This window comes from Pseudomonas sp. 1912-s (assembly GCF_029269205.1).
Taxonomy (GTDB): domain Bacteria; phylum Pseudomonadota; class Gammaproteobacteria; order Pseudomonadales; family Pseudomonadaceae; genus Aquipseudomonas.
This window is the reverse complement of the sequence record NZ_JARIXR010000004.1, coordinates 167,938-190,786: the sequence shown is the minus strand read 5'-3', so window position 1 is coordinate 190,786 and position 22,849 is coordinate 167,938. Positions and strand designations below refer to the sequence as shown.

The following is a 22,849-nucleotide window of genomic DNA, read 5'->3' as shown; positions in this document are numbered from 1 at the left end:
GCGAGGCTGCGAAGGTATCGCTTCGGTGCCCCTGCAAGGTCGCGGCGCCTGCATCGCAGCCTCGCTAAAGCTCGACAGCTCCTACAGGGGGAGTGGTAAAGTCGCCGCCATGAAACTGACCCGCCCGGACCGTTCACTCATTGCCTGGACCTTGTATTTTTGCGTCCTGTTCAATGTGTTCGTCTGTGGTTTGGGCCATGGGCAGATGATGGGCCTGGAGCTCAACGGCCTGGGTGGGCAATTCTGTTCAAGCCTGGGCACCAAGGCGCCGGCCTCGGACTCAGGCCTTGGCAACCCGACGGCCAGCAGCTGGTCGAACTTCTTCGCGTGCCCGGTGTGCTCCGCCGTGACCCTGGGCATCGTCTTCCTGTTTGGCCTGGCCTGGCTGTTGGGCCTTGGGCAAAAGCCGCGCCCGGCCCATGAGCGGCGCAACAAGGCCCCTCCGCGTTACTCCTGGCCCTCGGCCAACCCTCGCGCTTCCCCTGCATTCTGACGTGTGCCCCGGGCTTCCTGTTACCAGGAGGCGTTCTATCGTCACGAGTGTGAGTGCGTTCCATGAGCTCTATCCTGCCTTCCGGCGCTGCCCGCCTGGTCAGCAAGGCGTCGCGCCGTCCGACACGCGGCGAAGTATTGTTGCCGTCTGTCGAATACCCGAGTAATGCCCGCTGTTTCGTCCACCTGGACGCACGGTTGCTGCCGTACTGGCACACCTTGTTCGACATCTGCCCCGGCTTGCTCAAGCTCGACCCGCCAGAGGGCCTGAACCTGTTTCGCAGTTTCATGACCTGGGCGTACCGCAACCGTCCGTCGCTGAACTGGACCTATCACGTGAGTGTGTGCCGTTGGTTGCTCGGTTCGGTGTATCGCACGCAGATCGATGAAGAACCCATCGAAGCGTTCATGACGGCGGCAGCGGCCCGCTGGGTCAGTGATGACTCCAGCCAGGCCCGGGGCGTGGTCGTGGCCTGGCAAGGTTCGCCCCTGCCGGTGGTGGACTGGAAGCCGGGCTGTGGCGGGCAACTGCCAACGTTGCCGCCGCCGCCCGGGGATTTCGCCTGGTGCGCGCTGGATGGGCAGGGGCGGTTCAGCGGGTGGTTGCCGGTGCCTTGAGGTTCTGCCCGATCCACTGGGCAACGCTGGTCACGGCGATTTGCCGTTGCGCGTTGAAGGTGATGGCGGGGTCCCAGGACACGCCGTCGCCTTGGGCGAAGGCCACCCGGTATTTCATCAGGTTGTCCCCGGGCACGGCGGCCAGTTCGGCCTCCAGGTAGGGCACCGACCAGCGTTCGCGTTTCAGCGTGCGACCCAGTTGCGCATCCACCGTATCGGCCAGCTCGCCATAGGTCAGGGTGTCGCCGGCGGTGTACACCACCTGATTGGCGATCGGCGGTTCGCTGAACAGGATGCGCGCGGTCAGCAGCCCTATGTCTTCCGGGGTGGTGACGGTGACGGCGGTGTCCCAGTCCCCCAGTGCGTGCACGGTATTTTGCGCCAGGTCGACGACGCCGAAGGACGGTTCAAACAGGAAGCTGGTGAACATCCCGGTGGAGACGATTACCCAGTGCGTGCCTTGCTGGGCGCGCAGCAAGTCGCGCACGTCGAGCTGTTCATCCCACAGGTCCTGGGCCGAGCCGCGGCCGATCACGTCGTAATCCACACCGAACTGCCACGGCACGTAGCGCTTCACACCGCCCGCGATGGCGGCGCGGGTCAGTTTGCGCTGGGTACCGGCGCCGGCGGCAAAACCGATGCAACTGATCACGGTGTGATAGTCGGCGAACACCGTTGCCAGTTCAGCCTCGGAGTCGTTGGCCAAATCACCGGCCAGCAGCTCGATGCCCAGGGCGCGCAGCTCAGTGATTTCCTTTTGTTTGGCGGGGTCGGTGGCGTTCAGTGTGGCGGGGCGCAGCAACACGGTGACCGGCACGTTTTTCGGGGCGGCCAGGCGTGACAATTGGCGCAATACCGCCAGGCCCAGTTCGCCGGCGCCCAGTACAAGAATCGAAGCAGTCATAGGGTTCTCGGTTCAGGTGAAAGTCGTGCCATGCTTGCAGAATTGCCGACCGCGCATAAGAAGGCACACCAGTGATACCGGGAGTAGAAGGTGGATAACGACGAGATCATCAGGCGTTCACAAGCCGCCTGCGACGCCCTTAGCGCCGATGAAGACGGACTCAAGCGCCAGGTGTTGACCCATGCGGGAAACCGCTGGTCACTGGGCATCGTGCACCTGTTGGGGGTGAACGGGCGACTGCGTCACGCCGAGATTGGCCGGCGCATGGAGGGCGTCACCCAGCGCATGCTCACGCGCACCTTGCGCCAACTGGAACGCGACGGCCTGGTGTTGCGCCATGACTTTCAGGAGGTGCCGCCCAAGGTCGAATACCAGCTGTCGGAGCTGGGCAAACAACTGCTGGTGCACATGATTCCGCTGTGGACCTGGGTGGTGGAAAACGCCGGTGAGTTCAGGCGTTCCCGGGAGCAGTTTGACGTTGAGCAAGCACCCTGATCAGGGCTTGGGCCGGCAGTCTGCACGGGTGCTGCCAGCTCCATCCTCGGGAAACAGGTGGGCATGCAGGAAGTCGATAAACACCCGCAGCTTTGGCGTTGGATGCCGGCCCGAGGGCCACATGATCCGGAAGTTCTCCGCTTCCGAACAGTCCTTGAGTACCGGCACCAACTGCCCGCTGTCGAGCCATTCACGGATGGCAAAATCCGCCAGGTAAGCGATGCCGATGCCCTGCAACGCAAAGCAGATGCGCGCTTCCAGGTTGTTGCAGACCATCGCGGCGGGCAGCGGGAAATCGGGCTCAGCACCGTCCTGGCCCAGGGGCCAGCGTTGCATCTTGCCGGTGTTGGGATAGCGGAATTTGATGCATGCATGGTGGGCCAGGTCTTCCGGCTGTTGCGGCGTACCGCGTTCGGCCAGGTAAGCCGGTGACGCCACCAGCAGCATCCGATAGCCGCCCAGCAGGCGCGAGGTAAGGCGCGAGTCGGGTGCTTCGCCGCTGCGCAGTACGGCGTCGTAACCTTCCTCTACCACGTCCACGCGGCGATCGGTAAAACTCAGGTCCAGCTCGACCTCGGGGTAGGTCTTCTTGAACTGCGCGAGCACCGGCAGAAACGGGTGGCCCACCAGCGGCAGGCTGACTTTGAGCCGGCCACGGGGCGCCGACACGGTTTGCGAAAGCTCGGCTTCGGCCTCGTCGATCTCCATCAGGATGCGCCGGCTGCGCTCCAGGAACAGCTCGCCCTCGGCAGTCAGTGTGACGCTGCGGGTGCTGCGGTTAAACAGGCGCACACCCAGGCGTTCCTCCAGGCGCACCACGCTCTTGCCGACCGCCGAGGCCGTCACCCCCAGTACGCGCCCGGCGGCGACAAAGCTGCGGGTTTCGGCGACCTGCACAAAAACATTCAGGGTGTTGAGGCTGTCCATCGAGGCTCCGGTTTGGCTGAGGCGAGGCCTGGCTACCTTATCCCGATTGCGGAACAAAAGCTCCGTAGACAGTGGAGCCGGCGCCCCCTTAATCCCGTGAGGCCAGGCCCATATCCTTGTGGCATTGCCCATTCACGAGGAATACCAAGATGATCGACACCATGAAACGCTGGGAAATACCTGCACTGGGACTGCACACACTGCGCCTTGCCGACGTGCCACGCCCCACCGCGAAGGCGGGGGAAGTGCTGGTGCGCGTCGAGGCCGTCTCGCTCAATTATCGCGACGGTGAAGTGGTGGATAACAGCATGGGGGCGGAACTCACTTTTCCGTTCACGCCTGCCTCCGACATGGCGGGGACGGTGGTCGCCGTGGGCGAGGGCGTTACGCGTTTCAAGGTGGGCGACAAGCTGCTGTCGACGTTTTTTGCCGGGTGGGTCGATGGCGCTCCGCTGTCCTGGAGTGAAGCGCCGCCTCAGGGAGGCCCGCTCCCCGGCATGCTCGCCGAGTACGTGGCAACGCCTGCCGAATGGTGTGTGCATGCGCCCCTCAGCCTCACCGCCGGGCAGGCCAGCACCTTGCCAGTGGCCGCCTTGACGGCGTGGATGGCGCTGTTCGAACTGGGCCACCTGCACGCCGGACATACCGTGGTGGTGCAGGGCACCGGTGGCGTCTCGCTGTTTGCGGTGCAACTGGCAGCGGCCAATGGTGCCTGCGTTATCATCACCAGTAGCAGCGATGAAAAGATTGCGCGCGCCATCGAGCTGGGTGCCACCCATGGCATCAACCGCAGCCGGGTACCGGAATGGCACACGGCGGTGCAGGCGCTGACCGATGGGCGTGGCGCCGAACATATCCTGGAAATGGCCGGCGGTGACAACCTCACGCGTTCCCTGCACGCGGTAGCCAACGGCGGTCGCATCTCGGTGATCGGCTTGTTGGAGAGTGATCAATTGACTGCCCCGGTCATGGCGTTGCTGGCCAAGCGGGCGTCCATCATCGGCATCTCCGTGGGGCCGCGCCGGGCGTTGGAAGACCTGATTGCCATGATCGACCGCCACGGCATCGAGCCGGTAATCGATCACACCTACGGTTTCGATCAAGTGCCCGAAGCCTTCGCTCATCTCGGGCACGGTGCCTTCGGCAAGATCGTGATCGAGGTCGGCCGGTGATCTACATCAGATAAGGCGGAATTTTGTGCCAGATCAAAAGGGCTGTAAAGCCGCAGGTTGGCCTACTGAAAAACCGTCGGATTGGCTAGGGCGCTTGGGTTTCCGGTTGGGTACTGTCGAGGCTTTTGGCGTGCGCCCTTCAAGGAAACCCCACCGATGTCCATCGGAAAAAACTTCGCCGGCGTCATCGCCTTCATGAAAGTCGCGGCCAGCGAAAGCTTCAGCGAGGCAGCACGCGACCTGGGCATTTCAGTGCCTTCGGTGAGTCGCAGCATTACGCGCCTGGAAACCCAACTGGCAATCAAGCTGCTGGAACGCACGACCCACAGCGTGGCGGTCACGCAGGAAGGGCGACGGTTTTTTGAAGAGTGCCTGCCCAGTGTCGAGCATCTGTTGCGCACGACCGAAGCGCTGAAACACGCTACCCAGTCGCCGTCCGGCGTAGTGCGCGTGAGCTCTACCGTGGGCTTTGGGCGCAAGTGCATTGCGCCGTTGCTGCCTGGGTTCTGTAACGCACACCCGGACATCACCCTCGAATTTGACCTGAACGATCGCCACGTGGATTTCTCCGAGGGCCGGGTGGATGTCGCGATCCGCAACGGTCGGCTTGAGGACGCCGATGTCATTGCCAAACAGCTGGCGCCGATGAGTTTCGTCACCTGTGCCGCGCCCGAGTATCTGCAGCGAGCCGGTTACCCGCAGACCCTTGAAGACCTGGCGGCGCACAAAACCATCGCCTTTCGCCTGGCGCAATCGGGCAAGCCGCATGTGTGGGAGTTTGAAGTCAATGGGCAGTTCATGCGCCTCCCGTTGCCTTACAACCAGTTGTTCAATGACCCGGAGCTAGTGGCGCTCGCGGCCGTAGCCGGTGGTGGTGTGGCACAGCTGGCCGGCTATCAGGCGCAGCACTGGATCGCGCAACAGCGTTTGATCGTTTTGCTGCCGGGTTATGCGGCGAAGGCGCGGGGCAGGGGGCATTACATCTGCTATCGGCAGCGCGACAAGATACCGCTGCGGGTCAAGCTGTTCGTCGACTACATGGTGCAAGCCTTCCAGGCATGACCATTGGGTAAAAGGCTTTTGCCTGGGTGCCTAATTGTCGCGGGTGGCGATGGCTGGGCACTATCCGGTGATATTTATCACCGGGAAATCAATATGTTAAGCAAAGCTATCAAACCCTGGCTGGAGTGGCTATGGGTGCTGCCCTTCGCTGCGGCGCTGTACTATCCGTGGGCGCTGGCGTGGAGTAACCAGGCGCATGTGGCAGGCGCCGGCACCCCGGTCGTCCTGGCGTTGATCCTGAGTGCCTATGCCGTGCCGCTGCTTGCGTTTGCCTGTGTGTATGTGACCGGTGTCCAGCCGGTGATGAGCACGCGTCTGGTGCTGGCGCGGCGCTTGTCGTGCCTTGCGGTGGCGGCGCCTCCCGCGTACACGCTGATGGGCGTCGTGCTGTACCTGATGAAAATCTACGGCCACGACATCGCGGTATGGAGCAGCCTGTGGCTGGCACTGACGGGCTTTTTTGCGATGGTGTCGTCAACGGGCCCGAGCATCAGCCTGGTGACCTCCGACAAGACCTATATCAAGCTGCGTGTCGCCCACGGCATCACCTCGGTGGCGATCCTGTTGGTGTTTCTCGCGCCGCACCTGTTCAACCACCTGCTGGGTGTACTGGGTACCGATGTGCATAAGTCGGTGATGGAGGCGCTGCGAGTGGTGTATCGCAATGGCGTGTTGGAGCCGGTGATCATCGTCACGTTTTTCTTCCAGATTCTCAGCGGGCTGGTGTTGATTCGCCCGAAAACCGTCACCCGCGCCGATCTGCTGGATGCCTTGCAGACTGCGTCAGGTGCGTATTTGTCGCTGTTTATCGCGTCCCATATCAACTCGGTGTTTACCCTGGCGCGTTATTTCGGCACCGACACCGATTACGCCTGGGCCGTGGCCGAGCCGGTAGGGTTGCTGGCGGATCCGTGGAGCATTCGGCTGCTGCCGCATTACTCCCTGGCGGTGTTCTTGCTGATTGCGCACTTGGGTTGCGGTTTGCGTGGTGTGTTGCGTAACCACAATGTCATCGAGTCGCGCAGTTTGCTGGCGACCTGGTGGGTTATTGGGGTGGGCGGCGTGATCACAATCATCATTACCAGCGGCATGCTCGGCGTGCGGGTTTAGGCCGTTGGCGGCACCTGCAAAAAGTAATGTCTTGTGTAAGTTAAAGCGCTCACCGTATTATCCAAGCAAGTTCTTGTGTATATGGCTGAAACCCGATTTGCCCTTTCAGTGAATATGGAGGTTTGGATGAGCGTGGACGCATTGCTGCCGGGTGGTTCCACCGGTCTGTTCCTGGGGACGCAGGCCCTGGGCTTGAGTGTCTGGCTGACCGTCGCGGTGCTTAACAACGGGCAGGCTTTTCGCAGCTCGGTGGGTGCCGTGGGCGCGACCATGGCCATGGCGCCGCTGCACCAAGCTCCGGCTATCGATACGCCCTTGTTGAGGCGTGCGGTGCGCTCGCCACGCCTCCATCAGTGGGCACTGCTGATAGTGCTGGCCCTGCAAGTTGTCGCGGCAGTGGCGGCGTGGGCCGGCAGCTACCAATTGGTCCTCGGCGACGGCCTGGCGGCGGCCCGGCCATGGCTCAATCTCGCCCTCAGCGGCTTCTCGGCGTTCGTTTTCACGATGCTGCTGGGCGGCTTGTGGTTCGGCTATTGGATTCGCCAGGAGGGCTTGCAGCTGACGCATTTGGTGCTGCTGGTCTGGGCGCTGTTGGCATTTGCCTTGTTCAATCTGCAAGGGGCCTGACCTTGGCTTGAGGCCGAGGCTGCGATGGACTGCGCAGCTTTCGTGAAGCCTGACCCGTTGGTGTATCCGGGACACTGCGGTGATGGAATTACGGTTGCTGCGCAGCCCACCGCAGCCTCTTTTTTACTTGCGGGGCTGGATGCTGTAGGCGCAGCGCCGGTCCCCGGAAATCAAATGCTCGCACCGCTCCACCACATTCTCGTCCCCCAGCGCCGCCTGGAAAATCTGCAGCTCCGAGCGGCAGAAGCCCTGGCACTTGCGCGCAGCCACGCAGATGGGGCAGTGGTTTTCCACCAATAGCCAGCCATCGTCCAGCGGCTCCATCTGTGCCATGTACCCGGCGCGCTCGCGAATCTGCACCAGGATCTCGACTTTCTCCTGCAGGTTCGACGCGGCGGAGCAGGCCTGGATGTATTCGTGTTTGGCCGCCGCCTCCATGCTGGCGATGACTTTTTCCACGCCTTCGCTGCCAAAAATTCCTTCGATGGAGTCGATCAGGTGCAACGTCAGCACGCTGTGGGAATCGGGGAATTTGCTCTGGGCGGTTTCGGTCAGTGTCCACTTCAGCGATGGCCGACCGGCACCCGAGATGGGGGCCGATACGCCGACGATCAACTCCGCGACCTGTAGCTTCTGGATTTGCTGGCGGGCGGCTTCGGAGGTGATGTCCAACAGCGCAGCCAGGTCCGTGGTTTTCAGTGGGCCACGGGTCTTGAGCAGGAACAGGATGCGGTCCCCGGTGGATGCCTGGCTGTCGTCGGTGGGTGTGGCGTTCATAGATCGGGAATAACCATGGAAGTGACCGGTCCATTTGACCACAGGAGCCACGCCGGGGCACCTCTTGATCTGCATTAAGCCACGCTCATGGAGGGTTCCAGCAGATTTGTATCGAAAGCATTCTGCTGGCCCACTCTGCATTTTTCCCTCGCTACCATCGGCCGCCTGCCAAACCCACGAGGGAAAAGGAATGAGTGAGACCTGCGAAAGCCTGACCACACCACCCGAGGGGTACAGCGACTGGCTGACTGACCTCAAGGGTCGAATCCACTCGGCCCAGCAACGCGCCACGTTGGCGGTAAACCGCGAGCTGGTGCTGCTCTACTGGCAGATCGGCCAGGATATTTTGACCCGGCAAGCGCGGCAGGGCTGGGGGAGCAAGGTGATTGGGCGACTGGCGCAGGACCTGCGTTCAGCCTTTCCGGAGATGAAGGGTTTTTCGCCGCGCAATCTGAAATATATGCGTGCATTTGCGCAAGCGTGGCCGGATCCCGAATTTGTGCAAGGGGTGCTTGCACAATTGCCGTGGTATCACCAACTGGCGTTGCTGGATAAGCTGCCGGGGCCCGAAACTCGACGTTGGTATGCCGCCCAGGCCATCGAGCACAACTGGTCGCGCAACGTTCTCGTAATGCAAATCGAAGGTCGCCTGCTGGAGCGCAGTGGAAATGCCGTCAGCAACTTCGAGGGGCTGCTGCCCAAGGCCCAGTCCGACCTGGCGCGCGAATCGCTCAAGGATCCGTACCGTTTTGACTTTCTCGGGCTGACGCTCGATGCGCAGGAGCGCGAAATCGAAAACGCGCTGGTCAAACATGTCACCGATTTTTTGTTGGAGCTGGGCGCAGGTTTTGCCTTCGTAGGGCGGCAAGTCTTGCTGGATGTGGGCGGCGAGGAGTTTTTCGTCGACCTGCTGTTTTATCACCTCAAGCTGAGGTGCTATGTGGTGATCGAACTCAAGGCCGGCAAGTTCAAGCCCGACCACCTGGGGCAGTTGGGTTTTTACCTCGCGGCGGTGGACGCCCAGCTCAAGCACCCGCAGGACAGTCCTACCATCGGCCTGCTGCTGTGCAAGAGCAGGAATGAAGTGGTGGCCGAATACGCCTTGCGTGACAGCTCCCGTCCGATTGGGGTTGCCGAGTATCAACTGGTGGAATCGCTGCCGGCAGAGTTGCAAACCAGCTTGCCCAGCATCGAACAGATTGAGCGTGAGCTGGCAGGCGCTTCGTAACGCGGCGCCGCCAGGCTGGACATTGGCAATTGCCTCGGCACAATGGGCGCCTTGAAAGGAACTCATCCAAGGAAAGTCATGGCCCGCCGTATGAATACCGTCTACCCAACGTTGTTGCTCGCTGGCGTGCTGATGGGCGCAGGCATGCCCGCCAGTGGCGCGTCTTTCGAGTGTAAAAAAGCCTCCACACCGGTGGAAAAGGCCATTTGCGCCAGCCCCGAGTTGAGCGAACTCGACAGTTTTCTTGGCATTTACTACGGCCAGGCAATGGCCAAACTGGCCCCCGATCAGCGCGACGAATTGCGCCGTGGCCAGCGCACCTGGCTGCAGACTCGCAACGAGTGTGCCCGTGAGCCGGAGACACTGGTCGGTTGCCTGCAATCGAAACTGAGCCAGCGAGTGGTCGAGGTGGGTTCGATCACCCACAAGGACACGGCCGCTGTTGACGCAATCATTGCCAGCATTCCTTACCATCCGGCTCAGGCGGCAGAGGGGCTCAGGCGCTTTCCGATGAATGACCTGGCGGCCGCCTGGCTGGTCTACCTGCAGCGTTTTGAACCCGACAGTGGTGTCACGGCGAGCGAGGCCGAGGAGAATCGCAAGCAGGTCCTCGTAGCGCTCAAGGAAGACAATTTTCCCTGGTCGATCTGGCAGGACCTGCAAAACGATCCCGCCGTCAGCCGTGACCGGGTGATGTTGACGTTGCTGCGCATGATGATCGAGCGCGAACGGTATGAGCTGTTCGCTGACCAGCGTCCCTATGTGCACTGCTTTGTTTTCAGCCGTCAGGGCGAGGTCGCGTATGAGTCGTTCGGATCGCTGTACGGCTCCACCCGGGACAGCTTCGCACCGATTTGCGCGCCGCAGGGCGACCTGTTTGCGCAGCCGGCGTGGAAGCGGCTGGACGATAGTTTGACCGAGCCGTTGTCCACGGCATCGCAGAACGAAGGCACCATCCGCTTTGCCAGCTATGCCGACTGGAGCGCTCTTTCGCTCAAGGCTACCGCGTCGCCTCGGCTGTTTCTCCAACCGGGCACCGCCGGGCGGACCCAGGACCCTGAACTTACCCTGCGCGACTGGGGTGTTGATAAGCAATGGCCCGCCCAGCAACGCCGGCAGACGCTGGCGGCCGTTGAGCCAGCGCGGCAAGCGACGAGCGACTGGTTGCAGCGCGAGCGCGGCTTTTCTGCTGATGATGCCCGGCAAGCAGCTCGGGAAATCGTTCGGCAGTGGTTGAATCTGCGACTGGACTTTATCGGCGGCCCAAGCGAGCTCTAAGGGCTCAACTGCCCGATTCAGAAGCGGCTTTCTTGCCGGTCTTGCTGGCGGGATGCTGGGTCGAGGGGCTCTTGTGGCGCGTGCTCTTCACGCTTTTTGACGGCGCAGGCGCTTTGGTTTCAGCGTCCTTGCTGCCGCTGCTGTCGGCTCCGGACGGGCTGCTGGGGTAGGTGCCCGGCGGGAGCGCCGAGCCAGGGGCGCTGTTGCCGCTCAAGGCGGGTGCCTCGGGGGCGGTGTTGTCGCCGAAGGCTGCATAGGCGGGGGCATACAGTAGGAGCGTCAGGCTGGCGGCAAGTACAATCCTTTGGGAAATACAGGTCTTCATGACTCAATCCCTCTTGTTGGCGGTAAGGACCGAAGCCCGGAGCATCTCCAGGCTTCGGCAACGCCTCAATCAAGGCTTCCTGGAAGCAGGGGCGTGGCTTTGGGCCCCGCCATTTTCAAACCCTTCAGTGACGAGCGAATCAATGGTGTTGCCTGATTGGGAATCCGCCAGCCAAGTCAAAGTTTGAAAAAGTTTGCCTGCAAGCGACGAATGGGCATCACGCGGCCAGTGGCTTGGCGCCGAGGGCCTTCTTGTGCGCGGCTTTCATCGCTTCCATCTCTGCACCAAGCTCCTCCAGCAGCGCCTTGCCCAGCAGCTTTTTCGCCTGCGGGAACATCTCGCTTTCTTCTTCCTCAATGTGGTGCTCCAACAGTTCCTTGACCACTTTGACGCGCCCGGAAAACTCGGTGGTGGACGGGGAAGTCTGTTTCAAGTCCGGCAATACCAGAGAGTCGACAGTGCGATGTTCCTCCTTGGCTTCGTGGTACATGATTTCCTGGTCCTTGCCCCCAGCCTTGCGGAAAGCCGGGTAGAGGATTTCTTCCTCAAGCCGGGTATGAAGGCTGATTTCCATCTCCAGTTTGGCCAGCAACTCCGTACGCTTCTTGACGCCGCGCTCGGTCGACTCACTCAGTTGGCTCAAGATGGCTTTGACGCGTTCGTGGTCGGCCTTGAGAAGATCAATGGCGTTCATGGGTGACACCTCACGGATAGCGGAAGGGCGGGTCGAAATGCCCGCCTGTCCAGAGCTCTACAGCATGAGTTGTACCAAGTTGAACTGAATATTTATTTGTTTATAAAACAATTAGTTATTGATAGTCAAAGCGAGCTTGGATCGTGCAGCTTGCACGGACGGAGGGTGGCTTGCATGCATTAAACAATGCCTATCCTCCGCTGACTTTCCATTGCTGGATGTCTTCTGCGAGCACAATCTGCTCAACCTCATGGGTAATTCGGTAGACCAGCGACTCGTGGGCGGCAATCACTTTTTTCTCGGCCGACAAGCACTTGAAAATATCCAGGTGCGTCTCTGCCGTGGCGGCTCCCAGTTCGTGGATTTTCACGTGGCGCGTCAGGTCATCGGATGGACCTGCCGCAACCGTTGGGCGAGAGCCATCCGCTGCAATTTTAATGAACCCTCAGGCGTGTTGATTGACCTAACCCATACGACCTCAGGAGGATGAATCATGCAAATCGAATATGTCTGGATTGGCTTGGCAGTGATTCTGGTACTGCTGGAACTGTGGGCGATCAACAGCGTGCTGCGCAGTGGCAGTGGCTGGGAAACCAAGGGGTTATGGCTGGTGGTGCTGATCTTCATGCCGCTGTTGGGGCTGATCCTCTGGGCGCTGTTTGGACCTAAGGGCGTCAACCGTGCAACTCATGTCACCGGGCATGGCAAAGGCTGATACAGAATTGGAAAAAAAACAGGCGCCCGAGGGCGCCTGTTTGCATGGGCTGGCGTTAAGCCGCCAGTGCGTTGGCAATCGCCTGGTTGAACGCTGGCAGGTCATCCGGTGTACGTGAAGTGATGAGTGTCCAGCCGTTGGCGGGGCATTCTTTCACCTCAGTATCCACCCAGTTTTCTGCACCGGCGTTGACCAGGTCGGTGCGCACGCTTTTGTAGGAGGTGAGGGTTTTGCCGCCGATCACCCCGGCATCGATCAGGGCCCACGGGCCGTGGCAGATGGCGGCGACGGTTTTCCCGGCCTTGACGAAGTCGTTGATCAGCCGCAAGGCGTCGGCGTCCTGGCGCAGGGTGTCGGCGTTGACGGTGCCGCCGGGGATGACCAGTGCATCGAAGTCACTGCCGCTCAGCTCTGAGAGCTTGGCATCGGACTCCACGGTCCGGTCTTTCTCGGTGTCCTGAAGGAAGGTCTGCGTTCTGCCACCCTTGCTCGAACCGTGGGTTACCGTAGCGCCGAAACCACGCAGGGCTTCCAGCGGCTTGAGCAGCTCGTCGCGCTCGATGCCGGTGTTGGAGGTGATGATCAGAATCTTCTTGCCGTGCAGTTGCGAACTCATGGTCGAGTGTCTCCTGAGTAGGGTGTGCGAATGCTGCTACCGGACTGTTGAGCGGATGCCTGAGCAAAAGGTTTAAATTAATTTGCGCTTATTTCCCGGGGCCCCACCCGGGACAATTTCCTTGAACTATCGAAAACCCAAGGGCTCTGCTGCATAACGGCTCCGTGCTGGAGCGTTATGTTTTCAACAGGAGGAACACCCCATGGGCACCGCAAAAAACGCCGACAAAACTCCCGATGCCATCAGCTCCGAACAGGCGCAGAAAGGTCGCCAGGTTGATGAACAGGACAGCTCCCTGCAGCGCCCCAACCCCAAGACGGAAACCGTCGACAAGGTGATCACGCCGACGTCGATCAAGGACACACAACGGCAAACCGACCAGATCAAAGAGAAGGCTGCTGAAGTCGAGCGCAAGCTGGGTCAGTGAGGGACGGAGGCAGTCATGGGCCGATGCACTTAACCTGCAAGCATTGCCTGGCGAAAGGCATGAATGTGGTCAACGATTTGCCTTGATGCCTCGCTGATTGCGGTGCGTGTGTTGCCGGCGATATGCGGCGTCAGGATCGCGTTGGCAACGCCAGTCAAAGGCGATTCGAACTGGTCCTTTTCCCGGGCGAAGGTATCGATGGCGACCCCCTTGATATGGCCGGGAAAGCGCTGCATGAACGTCGCCAACTGGCCCTCGTCGACGATCCCGCCACGGGCGGTATTGATCAGGATCGACCCGGGTTTCATCCGTGTGAATGCGGCAGTGCCGAACAAGCCTTTGGTCTGTGCCGTGAGTGGCGTGTGAATGGACACCACGTCGGCCTCCTCCAGCAACGCGTCGAGCGAGGCGCGCCATTGCAGGCCCAGGTTCGCAGCGGCCTGTTGGGTGAATCGCTCGGAGCCGGTGGCGATCACGTTCATGCCCAGGGCTAGTGCCTTGTGGGCAAGCGACTGGGCGATTCTGCCGGTGCCCACCAGCCCCAGGGTCAGCTCGGCAATTTGCGGCGCGGGTGCGAGCAGGCCTTTTGACCACTGGCCTTGATGGGTCTTGGCGTTGTAGAGATTCAGGTCACGAGACAGGAACAGCGTTTGTGCCAGTGCATATTCAGCCACGGCCGTCGCGTTGGCCCCTGGGGTATTGAGCACGGTCACGCCACGCTCGGCGGCGGCCTTCAAGTCAATATGGTTAAGCCCGACACCCGCCTGGGCGATCGCCTGTAACGGGCTGCCCAGATCCGGCGACGCGGCGGCGTTGATCAGCGCAGCGCCCAGGGGAATGTTCAAACGGGTCTTGAGTACGCTGTAGCCGCCGGCCTCTACCACGGCACCGATCAGTGAAGGCGTGTCGTGGCAATTGATATCCACGAACTGAACGCGCCCGGCGTAGTGCGTCTGGACACTGTCCTGGTCGGCGAAGTAGTGCAGGTTTAGGGTGATTTCCAGCCCGTATGCCAGGCATCGCTCGATTTCGTCATGCAGTAAGGGCGGGCTGGGTGCATCCAGAATCAGGACGGGAAACGCCATGGGTCTATTCCTCTGCAAAGCTATCGGGCCAAGCCTGTGTCAGGCGTCCACTTGCATCACTTCCAGGCCCAGGCATTCATAAGCCTCGACACTGCCCGGCGGCACGTGCCACTCGGTAATCAGCGTGTGAATGCGGCTGCACGGCGCCACCACGAATGGCTCTACGGCCCCCAGCTTGTCGGCCAGGGTGACAGCCACCACGTGGGAAGCGCTGTCGAGCATAGCCTGTTTCACCGCAACTTCTTCGAAGTGCAACGAGCTGATGCCGACCTGTGGATGCAGTGCGCACACGCCCGTAAACAACAAGTCTGCCTTGATGCCCTGGATCAGCCGCAACGCCTCGTGCCCGCTGGCGGCCATGGTCACCGGGTTGAGCTGCCCGCCGGCAAGGATCACCGTCACATTGGGGTGCTCGGACAACGCGATGGCAATCATCGGTGAGTGGGTGACGGCGGTCAGCTTGATGGCGTGCGGCAAGGACTGGGCGATTTGCAGGGTGGTGGTGCCCGAGTCGAACAGCACGATCTGGCCGTCTTCCACGCGATCGGCGGCGAGCTGCGCCAGGTGGCGTTTCGTCGCGGTGGTTTCGCCAAAACGGGTGAAGAAATCCTTGCCGGTGTCCTTGGGCCTTGGCAGCGCGCCGCCATGCACGCGTTGCAGCAAGCCGGCGGAGGCAAGTTCGCCGAGGTCGCGGCGGATGGTGTCCTGGGAAACGGCGAAATGCTCCACCAGGTCCGAGGCGGTGACTTTGCCATCGCGCTCCAGCAGCAACAGGATTTTCTGTTTGCGCAAGGAGGGCAGGTCGATGGCGGCATGGGTATTGTGCATGTTTATGCTCGTTATTGCGTGTTTATGCGAGATTAATCAGGCGAAGAACTAAACGCAATGGGTGGCCGCATGTGGGCGGCACCGGAGCAGTCGGTGAACCCGAGGTGACGCAGGAGATTTTGCTCCCGAGGACCGTTCCGACAGGACGTTACTGAGCAAAAAAATCGTAAAAAAGTAAAAAGAGTTGTCCACGAAAACCGTGGGTATCTCTGTGGATAACTTCCCTTGAGCCCGGCGGGTATGGCGATTTAACCCGCGGTTAATATTTGATCAGCCGCTGTTTATGGCCAGTATGGGCAGGCTTTTCGTCTTGACAGGCACCGGCGAAACCGGTGCCGAAATGCACATTTAAGAGTCGTTGGGGCGCACGGTGGAGGGGCCGGCGACCTGTGTCGGCCGCTTCGTTTGCATCAGGTTGTTGAGGGCCTGGCGATAGCTGCTGCCGCCCAGGCGCATGCTGTCATTGTGAGTAGCGCCGGGCACCAGCAACAGGTGTTTGGGTTCTTGTGCGGCATCAAACAATTGCTGGCTGAAGCGCGGTGGCACAAAGGCATCGGCGAGCCCATGGACCACCAGCAGCGGCATGTGGATATCGGCGATCTTGTCGATGGAGTCGAACTTCTGCGACAGCAGCCAACGTACCGGCAGCGAGGTGTTGGCGACGGCCGTGGCCACATCCGCCAATGAGGTAAACGTGGATTCGATCACCAACCCACGCACCGGCGGCGGCCTATTATTCTGCGCGGCCTGCTTGCCCAGTTCTGCCGCCAGGTCGATGGCCACCGCGCCGCCCAGGGAGTGACCGTAGATCAGGCGCTTGGCAGGGTCGGGTTGCAGCACCTGGAAACGCTCCCAGGCAATGCGCGCGTCTTCGTAGACACTGGTTTCGGAAGGCAGGTCGCCCTGGCTCTGGCCGAAGCCGCGATAGTCGATAGCCAGTACCGAGAAACCCAGGGCCCGCAGTTGCTCAATGCGAAACAGCTGACCGGTGAGGTTCCAGCGTACGCCGTGCAAATAGAGGATCGCCGGCGCGTCCTTCTGCGCGGCCGGCCACCACCAGCCATGAATGTTTTGCCCGGACTTGAAACTTGCGGGTTTCAGGTCAAATTCCTGCACATCCCGGGGCAACCCGCTGTACCAGCTGGCAGTGCCCGGTTCCACACGAAACAGCAGCTCGCGCTCCTTGTGCTGCAGCACGGCGCAACCCACTGGCAGGCCGATGATCACCGCAGCCATGCACAGCAGGGGAAACCAGCGCAGGCCGAGACGGGACATAAAACGTGAAAGCATGAAGGTTCCAGAACAGGGGCAAAGCACGGGTTTTAACAGATGCCCTGGCCGTGCAGGAAATATTTAGACAGTCGTCACCGGGCATTGCTTGCAAAGTATTACAGCGTGCCTTCCAGCAATGAGACGAAGTGCCCGGGCAACGGTGACGGATTGTCGGTGTTCCTATTGAGGTAGAGGCCGATACTGGAAGACGCCGCGGTGAGGGGGCGAAACACCACCTTGTCGCTGTTCATCGAGCGCGCAATCGACTCCGGCACCAGCGCTACGCCAAACCCGCACGCGACCAGGCCGATCAGCGTGTGCAATTGATCGGCTTCCTGGACCACCCGTGGAGAGAACCCCGCGGCCTCGCACAGCCCGATCAATTGATGGTGGTAGCCACTGCCCAATACCTGTGGCGTGAACACAAAGTCGGCGCCGGCGAAATGCTTCAACTCGATAGCGGCGTCGTCGGCATTGGGATGGTCTACGGGAAGTGCCATCAGGATCGGTTCATCCAGCAGCAGCCGGGACTCGATGTGATCCGCCTGGCCCGGGAGATAGCGCAAAACGGCCAGATCGGCCTCGCCAGCCGAGAGTGCCTTGGCCTGGCTGGCGGAGGGCATTTCCTTGATCACCAACTGTACCTTGGGGAACGCGAGCCGAAATTGCCGCAGGGTTTCGAGCAGCCACGGGTAACCGGCAATCGACACCGACGTGATGGTAAGTGTGCCGGCGGTGCCTTGTGAGACTTGCCGGGCATTTTCGACACCGTGCTGCAGTTGCCCGAGGACCGCGTACGCCGTTTCAAGAAACGCCGTGCCCGCCGGCAGCAACTGTACCCCGCGGCGGTCACGCTCCAGCAGGGCAAACCCCAACTTCTCTTCCAGCCGATTGATTGCCTGGCTCAGCGCGGGCTGTGCCATGTGCAGGCGCAGCGCAGCCTTGTGAAAGTGCAGCTCCTCGGCGACAGCAATGAACTGGCGCAGCAGGCGGGTTTCGATCATCGGGTCTGTTCCTTCAGAGAGAGGGGCTGATACGTCGTGGGTATCAACATCGCTGTTTTTCAGTATTAAACAGGGCGGTCGCGGGTTGTTAGGGTGGAGTGCCTATCAGGAGAACGCAACGATGGACTTTACAGCTAAAACCGTAATCGTGACCGGTGCCGCCCGGGGCTTGGGCTTCAGTTATGCGCGCGAGTTGGCGCGCCTCGGTGCGCGGGTGGTGATCAGCGACATCGGCACCGACGCGCTCGGCGAGGGCGCTGACCCCCGGGTGGTTCAGGCGGCCGCGCTGGCGCTTCAGAGCGAGGGTTTGCAGGTGGTCGGTCACGCAACCGATCTGTCGGGTGAAGCGGGTTGCCGAGCACTGATCGAATGCGCCATCACCCATTTCGGGCAGCTCGATATCCTGATCCACAATGCCGGCTGGGTGGGCTATCAATCCATTGAGGCCGCCGACGCAGCGTTTATCCGGCGAGCGATGGACATCAACGTCTATGCGCCGATCTGGCTGGGCAAGCATGCCTGGCCCTACCTGAAGCGATCCGCCGCACCGCGCATCGTGCTGACCACCTCCGACCGTGCGATGTACACGCACTATGCCCAGCCGGGCCTGGTGGCCTACAGCGCCGGCAAGATGGCCCAACTGGGCATAATGAATGCGTTGAGCGGGGAAGGGGCCGAGGCGGGGATTCGGGTGAATGCCATCTCACCCGTGGCCAAGACCCGCATGTGGGGCGTAACCGGCGAGCCGGACAACCTCAAGCCGGAATGGGTAACTCCCGGCGTACTCTTCCTGGCCTCGGCGCAGTGCCAGGACAGCGGCTACATCCTGCGGGCCAGTAACGGTCAGTTCACCGCCACGCGTTTCGTTGAAAACCCGGGTGTCGAGTATCCGCTCGACCTGGCGCGGATCAACGCCGCCAGTGCCGAGCAGGTCGCTGCCCGCTGGCATGCCATCAAGCAGGGCTGACGCGCAGTCGTTCAAGCGCCAGGAACACCACCGGCGTGGTCAACAATGTCAGGGCCTGGCTCAGCAGTAAGCCGCCCACAATCGCCACACCGAGCGGCTCACGCAACTCGGCGCCGGTACCGAACGCGAGCATCAGGGGGACGGCGCCGAGCAAGGCCGCCAGCGTGGTCATCATGATGGGTCGAAAGCGCGCAATACAGGCCTGATAGATCGCGTCATGTGCACTCAGGCCTTGTTTCCGCTGGGCTTGCAACGCGAAATCCACCATCAGGATGCCGTTTTTCTTGACGATACCGATCAGCAGGATCAGCCCGATCAGCGCCATGATCGAGAAGTCCAGTTGCCAGGCCCATAGCAGCAGGATGGCGCCGACGCCTGCTGCTGGCAGCGTGGAGAGGATCGTCAGTGGATGCACCAGGCTTTCATACAGCACTCCCAAAATAATGTAGACCGCCACCAGTGCCGCCAGAATCAGGTAGGGCTGGCTGGCCAGGGACGCCTGGAATGCCTGCGCCGAACCTTGAAACGTTGCACTGATTGAGGCGGGCATTTCGATCTCCCGTTCCACTTGTTGCAGCGCCTCGACGGCCTGGCCCAGCGCGACACCGGGTGCCAGGTTGAACGACAGGTTGGCAGCAGGCTGCATACCATTGTGATTGATCAGCAGCGGCCCGCTGACCGGCGGCTCGATCCGGGCAAATGCCAGCAGGGGCACGGCCTCTCCGGTGAGAGGCGAGCGCAATTGCAGGTAGTTCAGGCTGTCGGCAGTGCCTCGCGCCGAAGGGGCGAGTTCCAGGATGACCTGGTACTGGTTGACCTCGGTCTGGTACTCGCTGATCTGCCGCTGGCCAAACGCGTCATACAGCGCGTTGTCCAGGTCGCGGGGAGTGAAGCCATAACGTGCGGCCTCGTCGCGGTCCAGGGTAATACGGGTGACGTTTGCGTCCAGTTGCAGGTCATGGGACACGTCGCTGAACAACGGGAGCGTTCTCAGTCGATCAGTCAACCGGGTGGTCCAGGTGGCGAGTTCGCCGCTGTCTTCGGCGCGCAACACATACTGGTATTGCGCTCGTGGCTGGCCGGCGCTCAGGTTGATATCTTGCACGGCGCGAAGATATACCTGGATACCGGGCACCTGTGCCAGTTGCGGACGCAAACGGTCGATGACCTGGCTGATGGTTGCATCGCGTTGCCCGGGGTCGTTGAGGACCAGCCACATCCGGCCATTACTGATGGAGTCGGTGATGCTGCCGCCGACGGCATGGTTGAAGTCGGTGACGTCCGGGTCCTGGCTGACGATAGCGGCCAGTTGCTGATGTTTGTCCAGCATGTCCTCATAGGAAATATCCGCCGAGGCCTGGGTCACGCCCTGTATGAATGCCGTGTCTTGCAGGGGGAAGAAACCCTTGGGAATCATCACGAAGCTGGCAACGCTGAGCACAACACTCGCAAAAAACACCCCGAGCATGCTGCGCTGATGCCCCAGCGCCCAGGTCAGTGCGCGTGCGTAACCGTTACTCAGCCACGCGAGAAACCCCTTGTCTGGCGGCCGGTGTGCGGGCGCATTCATGAACAGTGATGCCAACGTGGGGGCCAGCGTCAGGCAGAGCACCACGGAAATCACAATGGCGGCGGTGGCGGTGAGCGCGAACTCGCGAAACAGTCGGCCGATCACCCCACCCATGAACAGCAACGGAATAAATGCGGCAATCAGCGACAGGCTGATGGAGCACACCGTGAAGCCGATTTCGCTGATGCCCTTGAGCGCGGCGGTGCGTCTGTCTTCACCGCGCTCCAGGTGTCGGTGGACGTTTTCGATGACCACGATGGCGTCGTCGACGACGAATCCGACCGCGATGACGATGGCCACCAGGGTCAGGTTGTTCAGGCTGAAACCGGCCACATACATGACCGCACACGTGGCCACCAGCGAGATACCGAGTACGGCGGTGACGATCAGGGTTGCCGACCATTGGCGCAGGAACAACGCCATCACCCCAATCACCAGGACAATTGCGATACCCAGGGTCAGTTGCACTTCCTGCAAGGATGAACGGATGGTGCGCGTACGGTCGTTCAGCACGTCGACCGTCACATCGGCCGGCAGTGATGCGCGTAGCCGGGGCAGTGCTTGCCGGATGCTGTCAGCCGTCGCGACGATGTTGGCGCCGGGTTGGCGAAGAACCACCAGCACCACCCCGGACTGTCCGTTGGGCCAGGCACGGGCATAGTCATTTTCAGCGCCCAGTGTGACGTCGGCGACGTCACGCACGCGCACGGCCGAGCCGTTGCGATAGCTGACGATAACGTCGCCATATTCGGGGGCCGAAAACAACTGGTCATTGACTTCCAGCGTCGACACACGTGTGTCACCGAACAACGCGCCCTTGGGCAGGTTGACGCTGGATTGCCGCACGGCTTCGCGGATGTCCTGCAGGCTGACGTTGGCTGCCGCCAGCGTCTCGGGGCGCGCCTGGATGCGGATCGCCGGGCGGCGCTGGCCGACCACGATGACTTGGCCGACTCCGCCGATCTGGCTGAGTTGGCGCGCCAGCACGCTTTCGGCAAGGTCGCTGACGTCGATCAACGAACGGCTGTCGGACACCACGCTGATGATCAGCACCGGTCCATCCGCCGGGTTGACCTTGCGCCACACAGGCAAGCTGGGCATCTCACTGGGCAGGCGTGCCGAAGCGGCGTTGATCGCCGCCTGGACTTCCTGGGCAGCGGTGTCGATATCCTTTTCCAGGGTAAATTGCAGGGTCAGCGTCATCTGGCCGAGCGCACTGGTGGACGTCATCTCGGTAATGCCGGGCACTGAACTGAACGCCACTTCCAGAGGCGTTGCGACTGACGAGGCGATGGTCTTGGCACTGGCGCCGGGCAGGCGTGCGGTCACCTGGATTGTCGGGAATTCGGCTTCCGGAAGGGGCGCGATGGAGAGGCGCGGGTAGGCGATCAACCCCAGTAGCAACAGGGCAACACTTAACAAAAGGGTGCCGGTGGGGTGGTCGATGCACCAGGTGTAGACCTTGCGCGCCGCCATCAGAAAGCGGCTCCGCCATCAGACAAACCGGCAGTTTCGGCCGCGTTGAGTATCTGCACCGTGGCGCCGGGACGCAGTCGCGAATAACCATCCTCAACGATCAGGTCGCCGGGTTGCAGGCCTGTGACCACGGCGATAGAAGCATCGGCGTACGTCACCTGCACGGGCTGGGGCGCCGCCTTGTCCTCGGTGATTCTCCAGACAAAGGTGGTTTCCTGGCCCTGGCGCAGTGCGCGTTGTGGCACCACCAGGGCGTTGCTCAACGTGTCGGTTTGCAAGTTGATGACGACTGACTGATCCGGCCAGAGCGCCCCTTGTGGGTTGGCAAAAGTGCCCTTGATACGCACCGTCCCGGTGGCATTGGATACCCGGTTGTCGATCAGTGATAACTGCCCCTCGCTCAACAGGGTGCCGCTGTCGCTTGCATAGGCACGCAAGCTCGCTGCGGTTTGGCTGGCATCACCCAGCAGTGCCTGCAATTGCCCCAGCATGGCCTGGGGCAAGGCGCTTTCTATACCGATGGGGTCCAGTTGCACGACGGAGAACAAGGGCTGGGCATCTCCTGCCCGTACATAGCTGCCGGGGTGAATATTGCGAATGCCGACGTGTCCGTCGGTCGGCGACTGAATCCGCGTATACGATAGCTGCACCTCGTTGGCGGTGACGATCGCGTCGCGGCTGTGCAGGCCGGCGCGTAACTGGGCCACCAGTGCGGTTTGCTGGTCAAGGATTTGCTTCGAAATGGCCTGGCCGCTGGCCAGGGCGCGATAGCGCGCGAGGTCGCCATTGGCAGAGGTCAATTGTGCCTGGGCCATATCCCGTTCCGCCCGGGCTTGTTGCAGGGCGGCGAGAATCGCTCGATCGTCGATCTGTGCCAGCAGCTCGCCCTGGCGGACGAACTGGCCTTCGCTGACGGGTACGTCCAGCAGCAGGCCGTCGACTTGAGGCCGGATATCGACACTGCGCAGTGAACGCACATTCCCGATGGCCTGGACGATCACCGGTACGTCGCGCTGCTCCACGCTTGCCGCGCGGACCGGGACGGCGGCAGGGCCGGGAGGCGGCGCGGCGTCCGACACGTCCGGGGATAGCCAGTGCACGGCAAGCCCTATCGTCGCGAGGCTGGCAATTGAAAAGACAAGACTGAAAAACGTCGAGGATGTGCGGTGTTTCGGCATAA

General features: G+C 61.5%; 25 protein-coding genes. 12 read left to right on the top strand and 13 right to left on the bottom strand.

The window, feature by feature from the left end:
* The first annotated feature begins 109 nt into the window (after positions 1 to 109).
* The gene (locus P3C29_RS07300) at positions 110 to 493 is read left to right on the top strand and encodes a DUF2946 domain-containing protein (RefSeq protein ID WP_201124473.1); all 384 of its coding nucleotides are present in this window, start codon (positions 110 to 112) and stop codon (positions 491 to 493) included.
* 62 nt (positions 494 to 555) lie between these two features.
* Positions 556 to 1,110, top strand: a complete 555-nt coding sequence (locus tag P3C29_RS07295; RefSeq protein WP_201124472.1) for a putative natural product biosynthesis protein — start codon at positions 556 to 558, stop codon at positions 1,108 to 1,110.
* Here the strand turns inward: P3C29_RS07295 and P3C29_RS07290 are convergent.
* The gene (locus P3C29_RS07290) at positions 1,085 to 2,014 is read right to left on the bottom strand and encodes an aromatic alcohol reductase (RefSeq protein WP_201124471.1); all 930 of its coding nucleotides are present in this window, start codon (positions 2,012 to 2,014) and stop codon (positions 1,085 to 1,087) included. The two genes, P3C29_RS07295 and P3C29_RS07290, sit on opposite strands and share 26 nt — an antisense overlap.
* A 90-nt stretch (positions 2,015 to 2,104) precedes the next feature.
* On the opposite strand from P3C29_RS07290, the gene P3C29_RS07285 reads away from it, so the two are divergent.
* Entirely contained in the window at positions 2,105 to 2,509 is a 405-nt protein-coding gene (locus P3C29_RS07285) for a helix-turn-helix domain-containing protein (RefSeq protein WP_010171762.1), read from the top strand.
* Here the strand turns inward: P3C29_RS07285 and P3C29_RS07280 are convergent, their stop codons facing one another.
* Positions 2,510 to 3,436, bottom strand: a complete 927-nt coding sequence (locus P3C29_RS07280; RefSeq protein WP_201124470.1) for a LysR family transcriptional regulator — start codon at positions 3,434 to 3,436, stop codon at positions 2,510 to 2,512.
* A gap of 149 nt (positions 3,437 to 3,585) precedes the next feature.
* Between P3C29_RS07280 and P3C29_RS07275 the strand changes: the two genes are divergently transcribed.
* From P3C29_RS07275 to P3C29_RS07260, 4 genes are all read left to right on the top strand, one after another.
* The gene (locus P3C29_RS07275; RefSeq protein WP_201124469.1) at positions 3,586 to 4,608 is read left to right on the top strand and encodes an NAD(P)-dependent alcohol dehydrogenase; all 1,023 of its coding nucleotides are present in this window, start codon (positions 3,586 to 3,588) and stop codon (positions 4,606 to 4,608) included.
* 156 nt (positions 4,609 to 4,764) lie between these two features.
* Entirely contained in the window at positions 4,765 to 5,670 is a 906-nt protein-coding gene (locus tag P3C29_RS07270) for a LysR family transcriptional regulator (RefSeq protein WP_201124468.1), read from the top strand.
* A gap of 93 nt (positions 5,671 to 5,763) precedes the next feature.
* Positions 5,764 to 6,780, top strand: coding sequence for a hypothetical protein (locus P3C29_RS07265; RefSeq protein WP_201124467.1), 1,017 nt, complete (start codon positions 5,764 to 5,766; stop codon positions 6,778 to 6,780).
* Positions 6,781 to 6,906: 126 nt separating this feature from the next.
* Positions 6,907 to 7,407, top strand: coding sequence for a DUF2165 family protein (locus tag P3C29_RS07260; protein ID WP_201124466.1), 501 nt, complete (start codon positions 6,907 to 6,909; stop codon positions 7,405 to 7,407).
* A 123-nt stretch (positions 7,408 to 7,530) separates the two neighbouring features.
* On the opposite strand, the gene P3C29_RS07255 is transcribed toward P3C29_RS07260, so the two are convergent.
* On the bottom strand, positions 7,531 to 8,184 hold the full coding sequence (locus P3C29_RS07255) for a metalloregulator ArsR/SmtB family transcription factor (protein ID WP_169388776.1): 654 nt from the start codon (positions 8,182 to 8,184) through the stop codon (positions 7,531 to 7,533).
* A gap of 190 nt (positions 8,185 to 8,374) precedes the next feature.
* Between P3C29_RS07255 and P3C29_RS07250 the strand changes: the two genes are divergently transcribed.
* Both P3C29_RS07250 and P3C29_RS07245 read left to right on the top strand, forming a co-directional pair.
* Positions 8,375 to 9,412: a PDDEXK nuclease domain-containing protein gene (locus P3C29_RS07250; protein ID WP_201124465.1), complete on the top strand. Its 1,038-nt coding sequence runs from the start codon at positions 8,375 to 8,377 to the stop codon at positions 9,410 to 9,412.
* A gap of 78 nt (positions 9,413 to 9,490) precedes the next feature.
* Positions 9,491 to 10,690 carry a lysozyme inhibitor LprI family protein gene (locus P3C29_RS07245; RefSeq protein WP_201124464.1) on the top strand — a complete coding sequence of 400 codons (1,200 nt, stop codon included), beginning with the start codon at positions 9,491 to 9,493 and terminating at the stop codon, positions 10,688 to 10,690.
* A gap of 4 nt (positions 10,691 to 10,694) precedes the next feature.
* Here the strand turns inward: P3C29_RS07245 and P3C29_RS07240 are convergent, their stop codons facing one another.
* From P3C29_RS07240 to P3C29_RS07230, 3 genes are all read right to left on the bottom strand, one after another.
* Positions 10,695 to 11,015, bottom strand: a complete 321-nt coding sequence (locus tag P3C29_RS07240; RefSeq protein WP_201124463.1) for a hypothetical protein — start codon at positions 11,013 to 11,015, stop codon at positions 10,695 to 10,697.
* 217 nt (positions 11,016 to 11,232) lie between these two features.
* On the bottom strand, positions 11,233 to 11,709 hold the full coding sequence (locus tag P3C29_RS07235) for a hemerythrin domain-containing protein (RefSeq protein WP_010171742.1): 477 nt from the start codon (positions 11,707 to 11,709) through the stop codon (positions 11,233 to 11,235).
* 190 nt (positions 11,710 to 11,899) lie between these two features.
* Positions 11,900 to 12,079, bottom strand: a complete 180-nt coding sequence (locus tag P3C29_RS07230; RefSeq protein ID WP_275964196.1) for a peptidase — start codon at positions 12,077 to 12,079, stop codon at positions 11,900 to 11,902.
* Positions 12,080 to 12,202: 123 nt separating this feature from the next.
* On the opposite strand from P3C29_RS07230, the gene P3C29_RS07225 reads away from it, so the two are divergent.
* Positions 12,203 to 12,424 (top strand): PLD nuclease N-terminal domain-containing protein, encoded by a 222-nt coding sequence (locus P3C29_RS07225; protein ID WP_201124462.1) that lies wholly within the window; start codon positions 12,203 to 12,205, stop codon positions 12,422 to 12,424.
* 55 nt (positions 12,425 to 12,479) lie between these two features.
* Here P3C29_RS07225 and P3C29_RS07220 read toward each other — a convergent pair whose 3' ends face one another.
* Positions 12,480 to 13,040 (bottom strand): type 1 glutamine amidotransferase domain-containing protein, encoded by a 561-nt coding sequence (locus P3C29_RS07220; protein WP_201124461.1) that lies wholly within the window; start codon positions 13,038 to 13,040, stop codon positions 12,480 to 12,482.
* 202 nt (positions 13,041 to 13,242) lie between these two features.
* Between P3C29_RS07220 and P3C29_RS07215 the strand changes: the two genes are divergently transcribed.
* Positions 13,243 to 13,467, top strand: coding sequence for a hypothetical protein (locus P3C29_RS07215; RefSeq protein ID WP_201124460.1), 225 nt, complete (start codon positions 13,243 to 13,245; stop codon positions 13,465 to 13,467).
* Positions 13,468 to 13,496: 29 nt separating this feature from the next.
* Here the strand turns inward: P3C29_RS07215 and P3C29_RS07210 are convergent, their stop codons facing one another.
* The 4 genes from P3C29_RS07210 to P3C29_RS07195 all read right to left on the bottom strand — a co-directional run bounded on the left by P3C29_RS07210 (position 13,497) and on the right by P3C29_RS07195 (position 17,656).
* Positions 13,497 to 14,552: an NAD(P)-dependent oxidoreductase gene (locus P3C29_RS07210; RefSeq protein ID WP_201124459.1), complete on the bottom strand. Its 1,056-nt coding sequence runs from the start codon at positions 14,550 to 14,552 to the stop codon at positions 13,497 to 13,499.
* A gap of 39 nt (positions 14,553 to 14,591) precedes the next feature.
* Entirely contained in the window at positions 14,592 to 15,380 is a 789-nt protein-coding gene (locus P3C29_RS07205; RefSeq protein ID WP_010171729.1) for a DeoR/GlpR family DNA-binding transcription regulator, read from the bottom strand.
* A gap of 348 nt (positions 15,381 to 15,728) precedes the next feature.
* A complete protein-coding gene (locus P3C29_RS07200; protein ID WP_029615946.1) occupies positions 15,729 to 16,670 on the bottom strand; it encodes an alpha/beta hydrolase in 942 nt (313 codons plus the stop codon).
* Between the two features lie 98 nt (positions 16,671 to 16,768).
* Entirely contained in the window at positions 16,769 to 17,656 is an 888-nt protein-coding gene (locus tag P3C29_RS07195; protein WP_201124458.1) for a LysR substrate-binding domain-containing protein, read from the bottom strand.
* A 121-nt stretch (positions 17,657 to 17,777) separates the two neighbouring features.
* Here P3C29_RS07195 and P3C29_RS07190 point away from each other — a divergent pair, with 121 nt between their 5' ends.
* A complete protein-coding gene (locus P3C29_RS07190; RefSeq protein ID WP_201124457.1) occupies positions 17,778 to 18,623 on the top strand; it encodes an SDR family oxidoreductase in 846 nt (281 codons plus the stop codon).
* Here the strand turns inward: P3C29_RS07190 and P3C29_RS07185 are convergent.
* Positions 18,610 to 21,669 carry an efflux RND transporter permease subunit gene (locus P3C29_RS07185; RefSeq protein WP_275964195.1) on the bottom strand — a complete coding sequence of 1,020 codons (3,060 nt, stop codon included), beginning with the start codon at positions 21,667 to 21,669 and terminating at the stop codon, positions 18,610 to 18,612. The two genes, P3C29_RS07190 and P3C29_RS07185, sit on opposite strands and share 14 nt — an antisense overlap.
* A complete protein-coding gene (locus P3C29_RS07180; RefSeq protein WP_275964194.1) occupies positions 21,669 to 22,769 on the bottom strand; it encodes an efflux RND transporter periplasmic adaptor subunit in 1,101 nt (366 codons plus the stop codon). Before P3C29_RS07180 ends, P3C29_RS07185 begins: the two co-directional genes overlap by 1 nt.
* Between the last annotated feature and the right edge of the window lie 80 nt (positions 22,770 to 22,849).

What these genes read in the sequence shown, in the direction of transcription:
- P3C29_RS07270 (WP_201124468.1), top strand. Translation starts at nt 4,765, where the DNA reads ATGTCCATCGGAAAAAACTTCGCCGGCGTCATCGCCTTCATGAAAGTC.
- P3C29_RS07240 (WP_201124463.1), bottom strand. Translation starts at nt 11,015, where the DNA reads ATGAAGACCTGTATTTCCCAAAGGATTGTACTTGCCGCCAGCCTGACG.
- P3C29_RS07190 (WP_201124457.1), top strand. Translation starts at nt 17,778, where the DNA reads ATGGACTTTACAGCTAAAACCGTAATCGTGACCGGTGCCGCCCGGGGC.
- P3C29_RS07205 (WP_010171729.1), bottom strand. Translation starts at nt 15,380, where the DNA reads ATGCACAATACCCATGCCGCCATCGACCTGCCCTCCTTGCGCAAACAG.
- P3C29_RS07225 (WP_201124462.1), top strand. Translation starts at nt 12,203, where the DNA reads ATGCAAATCGAATATGTCTGGATTGGCTTGGCAGTGATTCTGGTACTG.
- P3C29_RS07245 (WP_201124464.1), top strand. Translation starts at nt 9,491, where the DNA reads ATGGCCCGCCGTATGAATACCGTCTACCCAACGTTGTTGCTCGCTGGC.
- P3C29_RS07200 (WP_029615946.1), bottom strand. Translation starts at nt 16,670, where the DNA reads ATGCTTTCACGTTTTATGTCCCGTCTCGGCCTGCGCTGGTTTCCCCTG.
- P3C29_RS07185 (WP_275964195.1), bottom strand. Translation starts at nt 21,669, where the DNA reads ATGGCGGCGCGCAAGGTCTACACCTGGTGCATCGACCACCCCACCGGC.
- P3C29_RS07195 (WP_201124458.1), bottom strand. Translation starts at nt 17,656, where the DNA reads ATGATCGAAACCCGCCTGCTGCGCCAGTTCATTGCTGTCGCCGAGGAG.
- P3C29_RS07210 (WP_201124459.1), bottom strand. Translation starts at nt 14,552, where the DNA reads ATGGCGTTTCCCGTCCTGATTCTGGATGCACCCAGCCCGCCCTTACTG.
- P3C29_RS07295 (WP_201124472.1), top strand. Translation starts at nt 556, where the DNA reads ATGAGCTCTATCCTGCCTTCCGGCGCTGCCCGCCTGGTCAGCAAGGCG.
- P3C29_RS07215 (WP_201124460.1), top strand. Translation starts at nt 13,243, where the DNA reads ATGGGCACCGCAAAAAACGCCGACAAAACTCCCGATGCCATCAGCTCC.
- P3C29_RS07235 (WP_010171742.1), bottom strand. Translation starts at nt 11,709, where the DNA reads ATGAACGCCATTGATCTTCTCAAGGCCGACCACGAACGCGTCAAAGCC.
- P3C29_RS07290 (WP_201124471.1), bottom strand. Translation starts at nt 2,014, where the DNA reads ATGACTGCTTCGATTCTTGTACTGGGCGCCGGCGAACTGGGCCTGGCG.
- P3C29_RS07220 (WP_201124461.1), bottom strand. Translation starts at nt 13,040, where the DNA reads ATGAGTTCGCAACTGCACGGCAAGAAGATTCTGATCATCACCTCCAAC.
- P3C29_RS07255 (WP_169388776.1), bottom strand. Translation starts at nt 8,184, where the DNA reads ATGAACGCCACACCCACCGACGACAGCCAGGCATCCACCGGGGACCGC.
- P3C29_RS07260 (WP_201124466.1), top strand. Translation starts at nt 6,907, where the DNA reads ATGAGCGTGGACGCATTGCTGCCGGGTGGTTCCACCGGTCTGTTCCTG.
- P3C29_RS07300 (WP_201124473.1), top strand. Translation starts at nt 110, where the DNA reads ATGAAACTGACCCGCCCGGACCGTTCACTCATTGCCTGGACCTTGTAT.
- P3C29_RS07265 (WP_201124467.1), top strand. Translation starts at nt 5,764, where the DNA reads ATGTTAAGCAAAGCTATCAAACCCTGGCTGGAGTGGCTATGGGTGCTG.
- P3C29_RS07280 (WP_201124470.1), bottom strand. Translation starts at nt 3,436, where the DNA reads ATGGACAGCCTCAACACCCTGAATGTTTTTGTGCAGGTCGCCGAAACC.
- P3C29_RS07275 (WP_201124469.1), top strand. Translation starts at nt 3,586, where the DNA reads ATGATCGACACCATGAAACGCTGGGAAATACCTGCACTGGGACTGCAC.
- P3C29_RS07250 (WP_201124465.1), top strand. Translation starts at nt 8,375, where the DNA reads ATGAGTGAGACCTGCGAAAGCCTGACCACACCACCCGAGGGGTACAGC.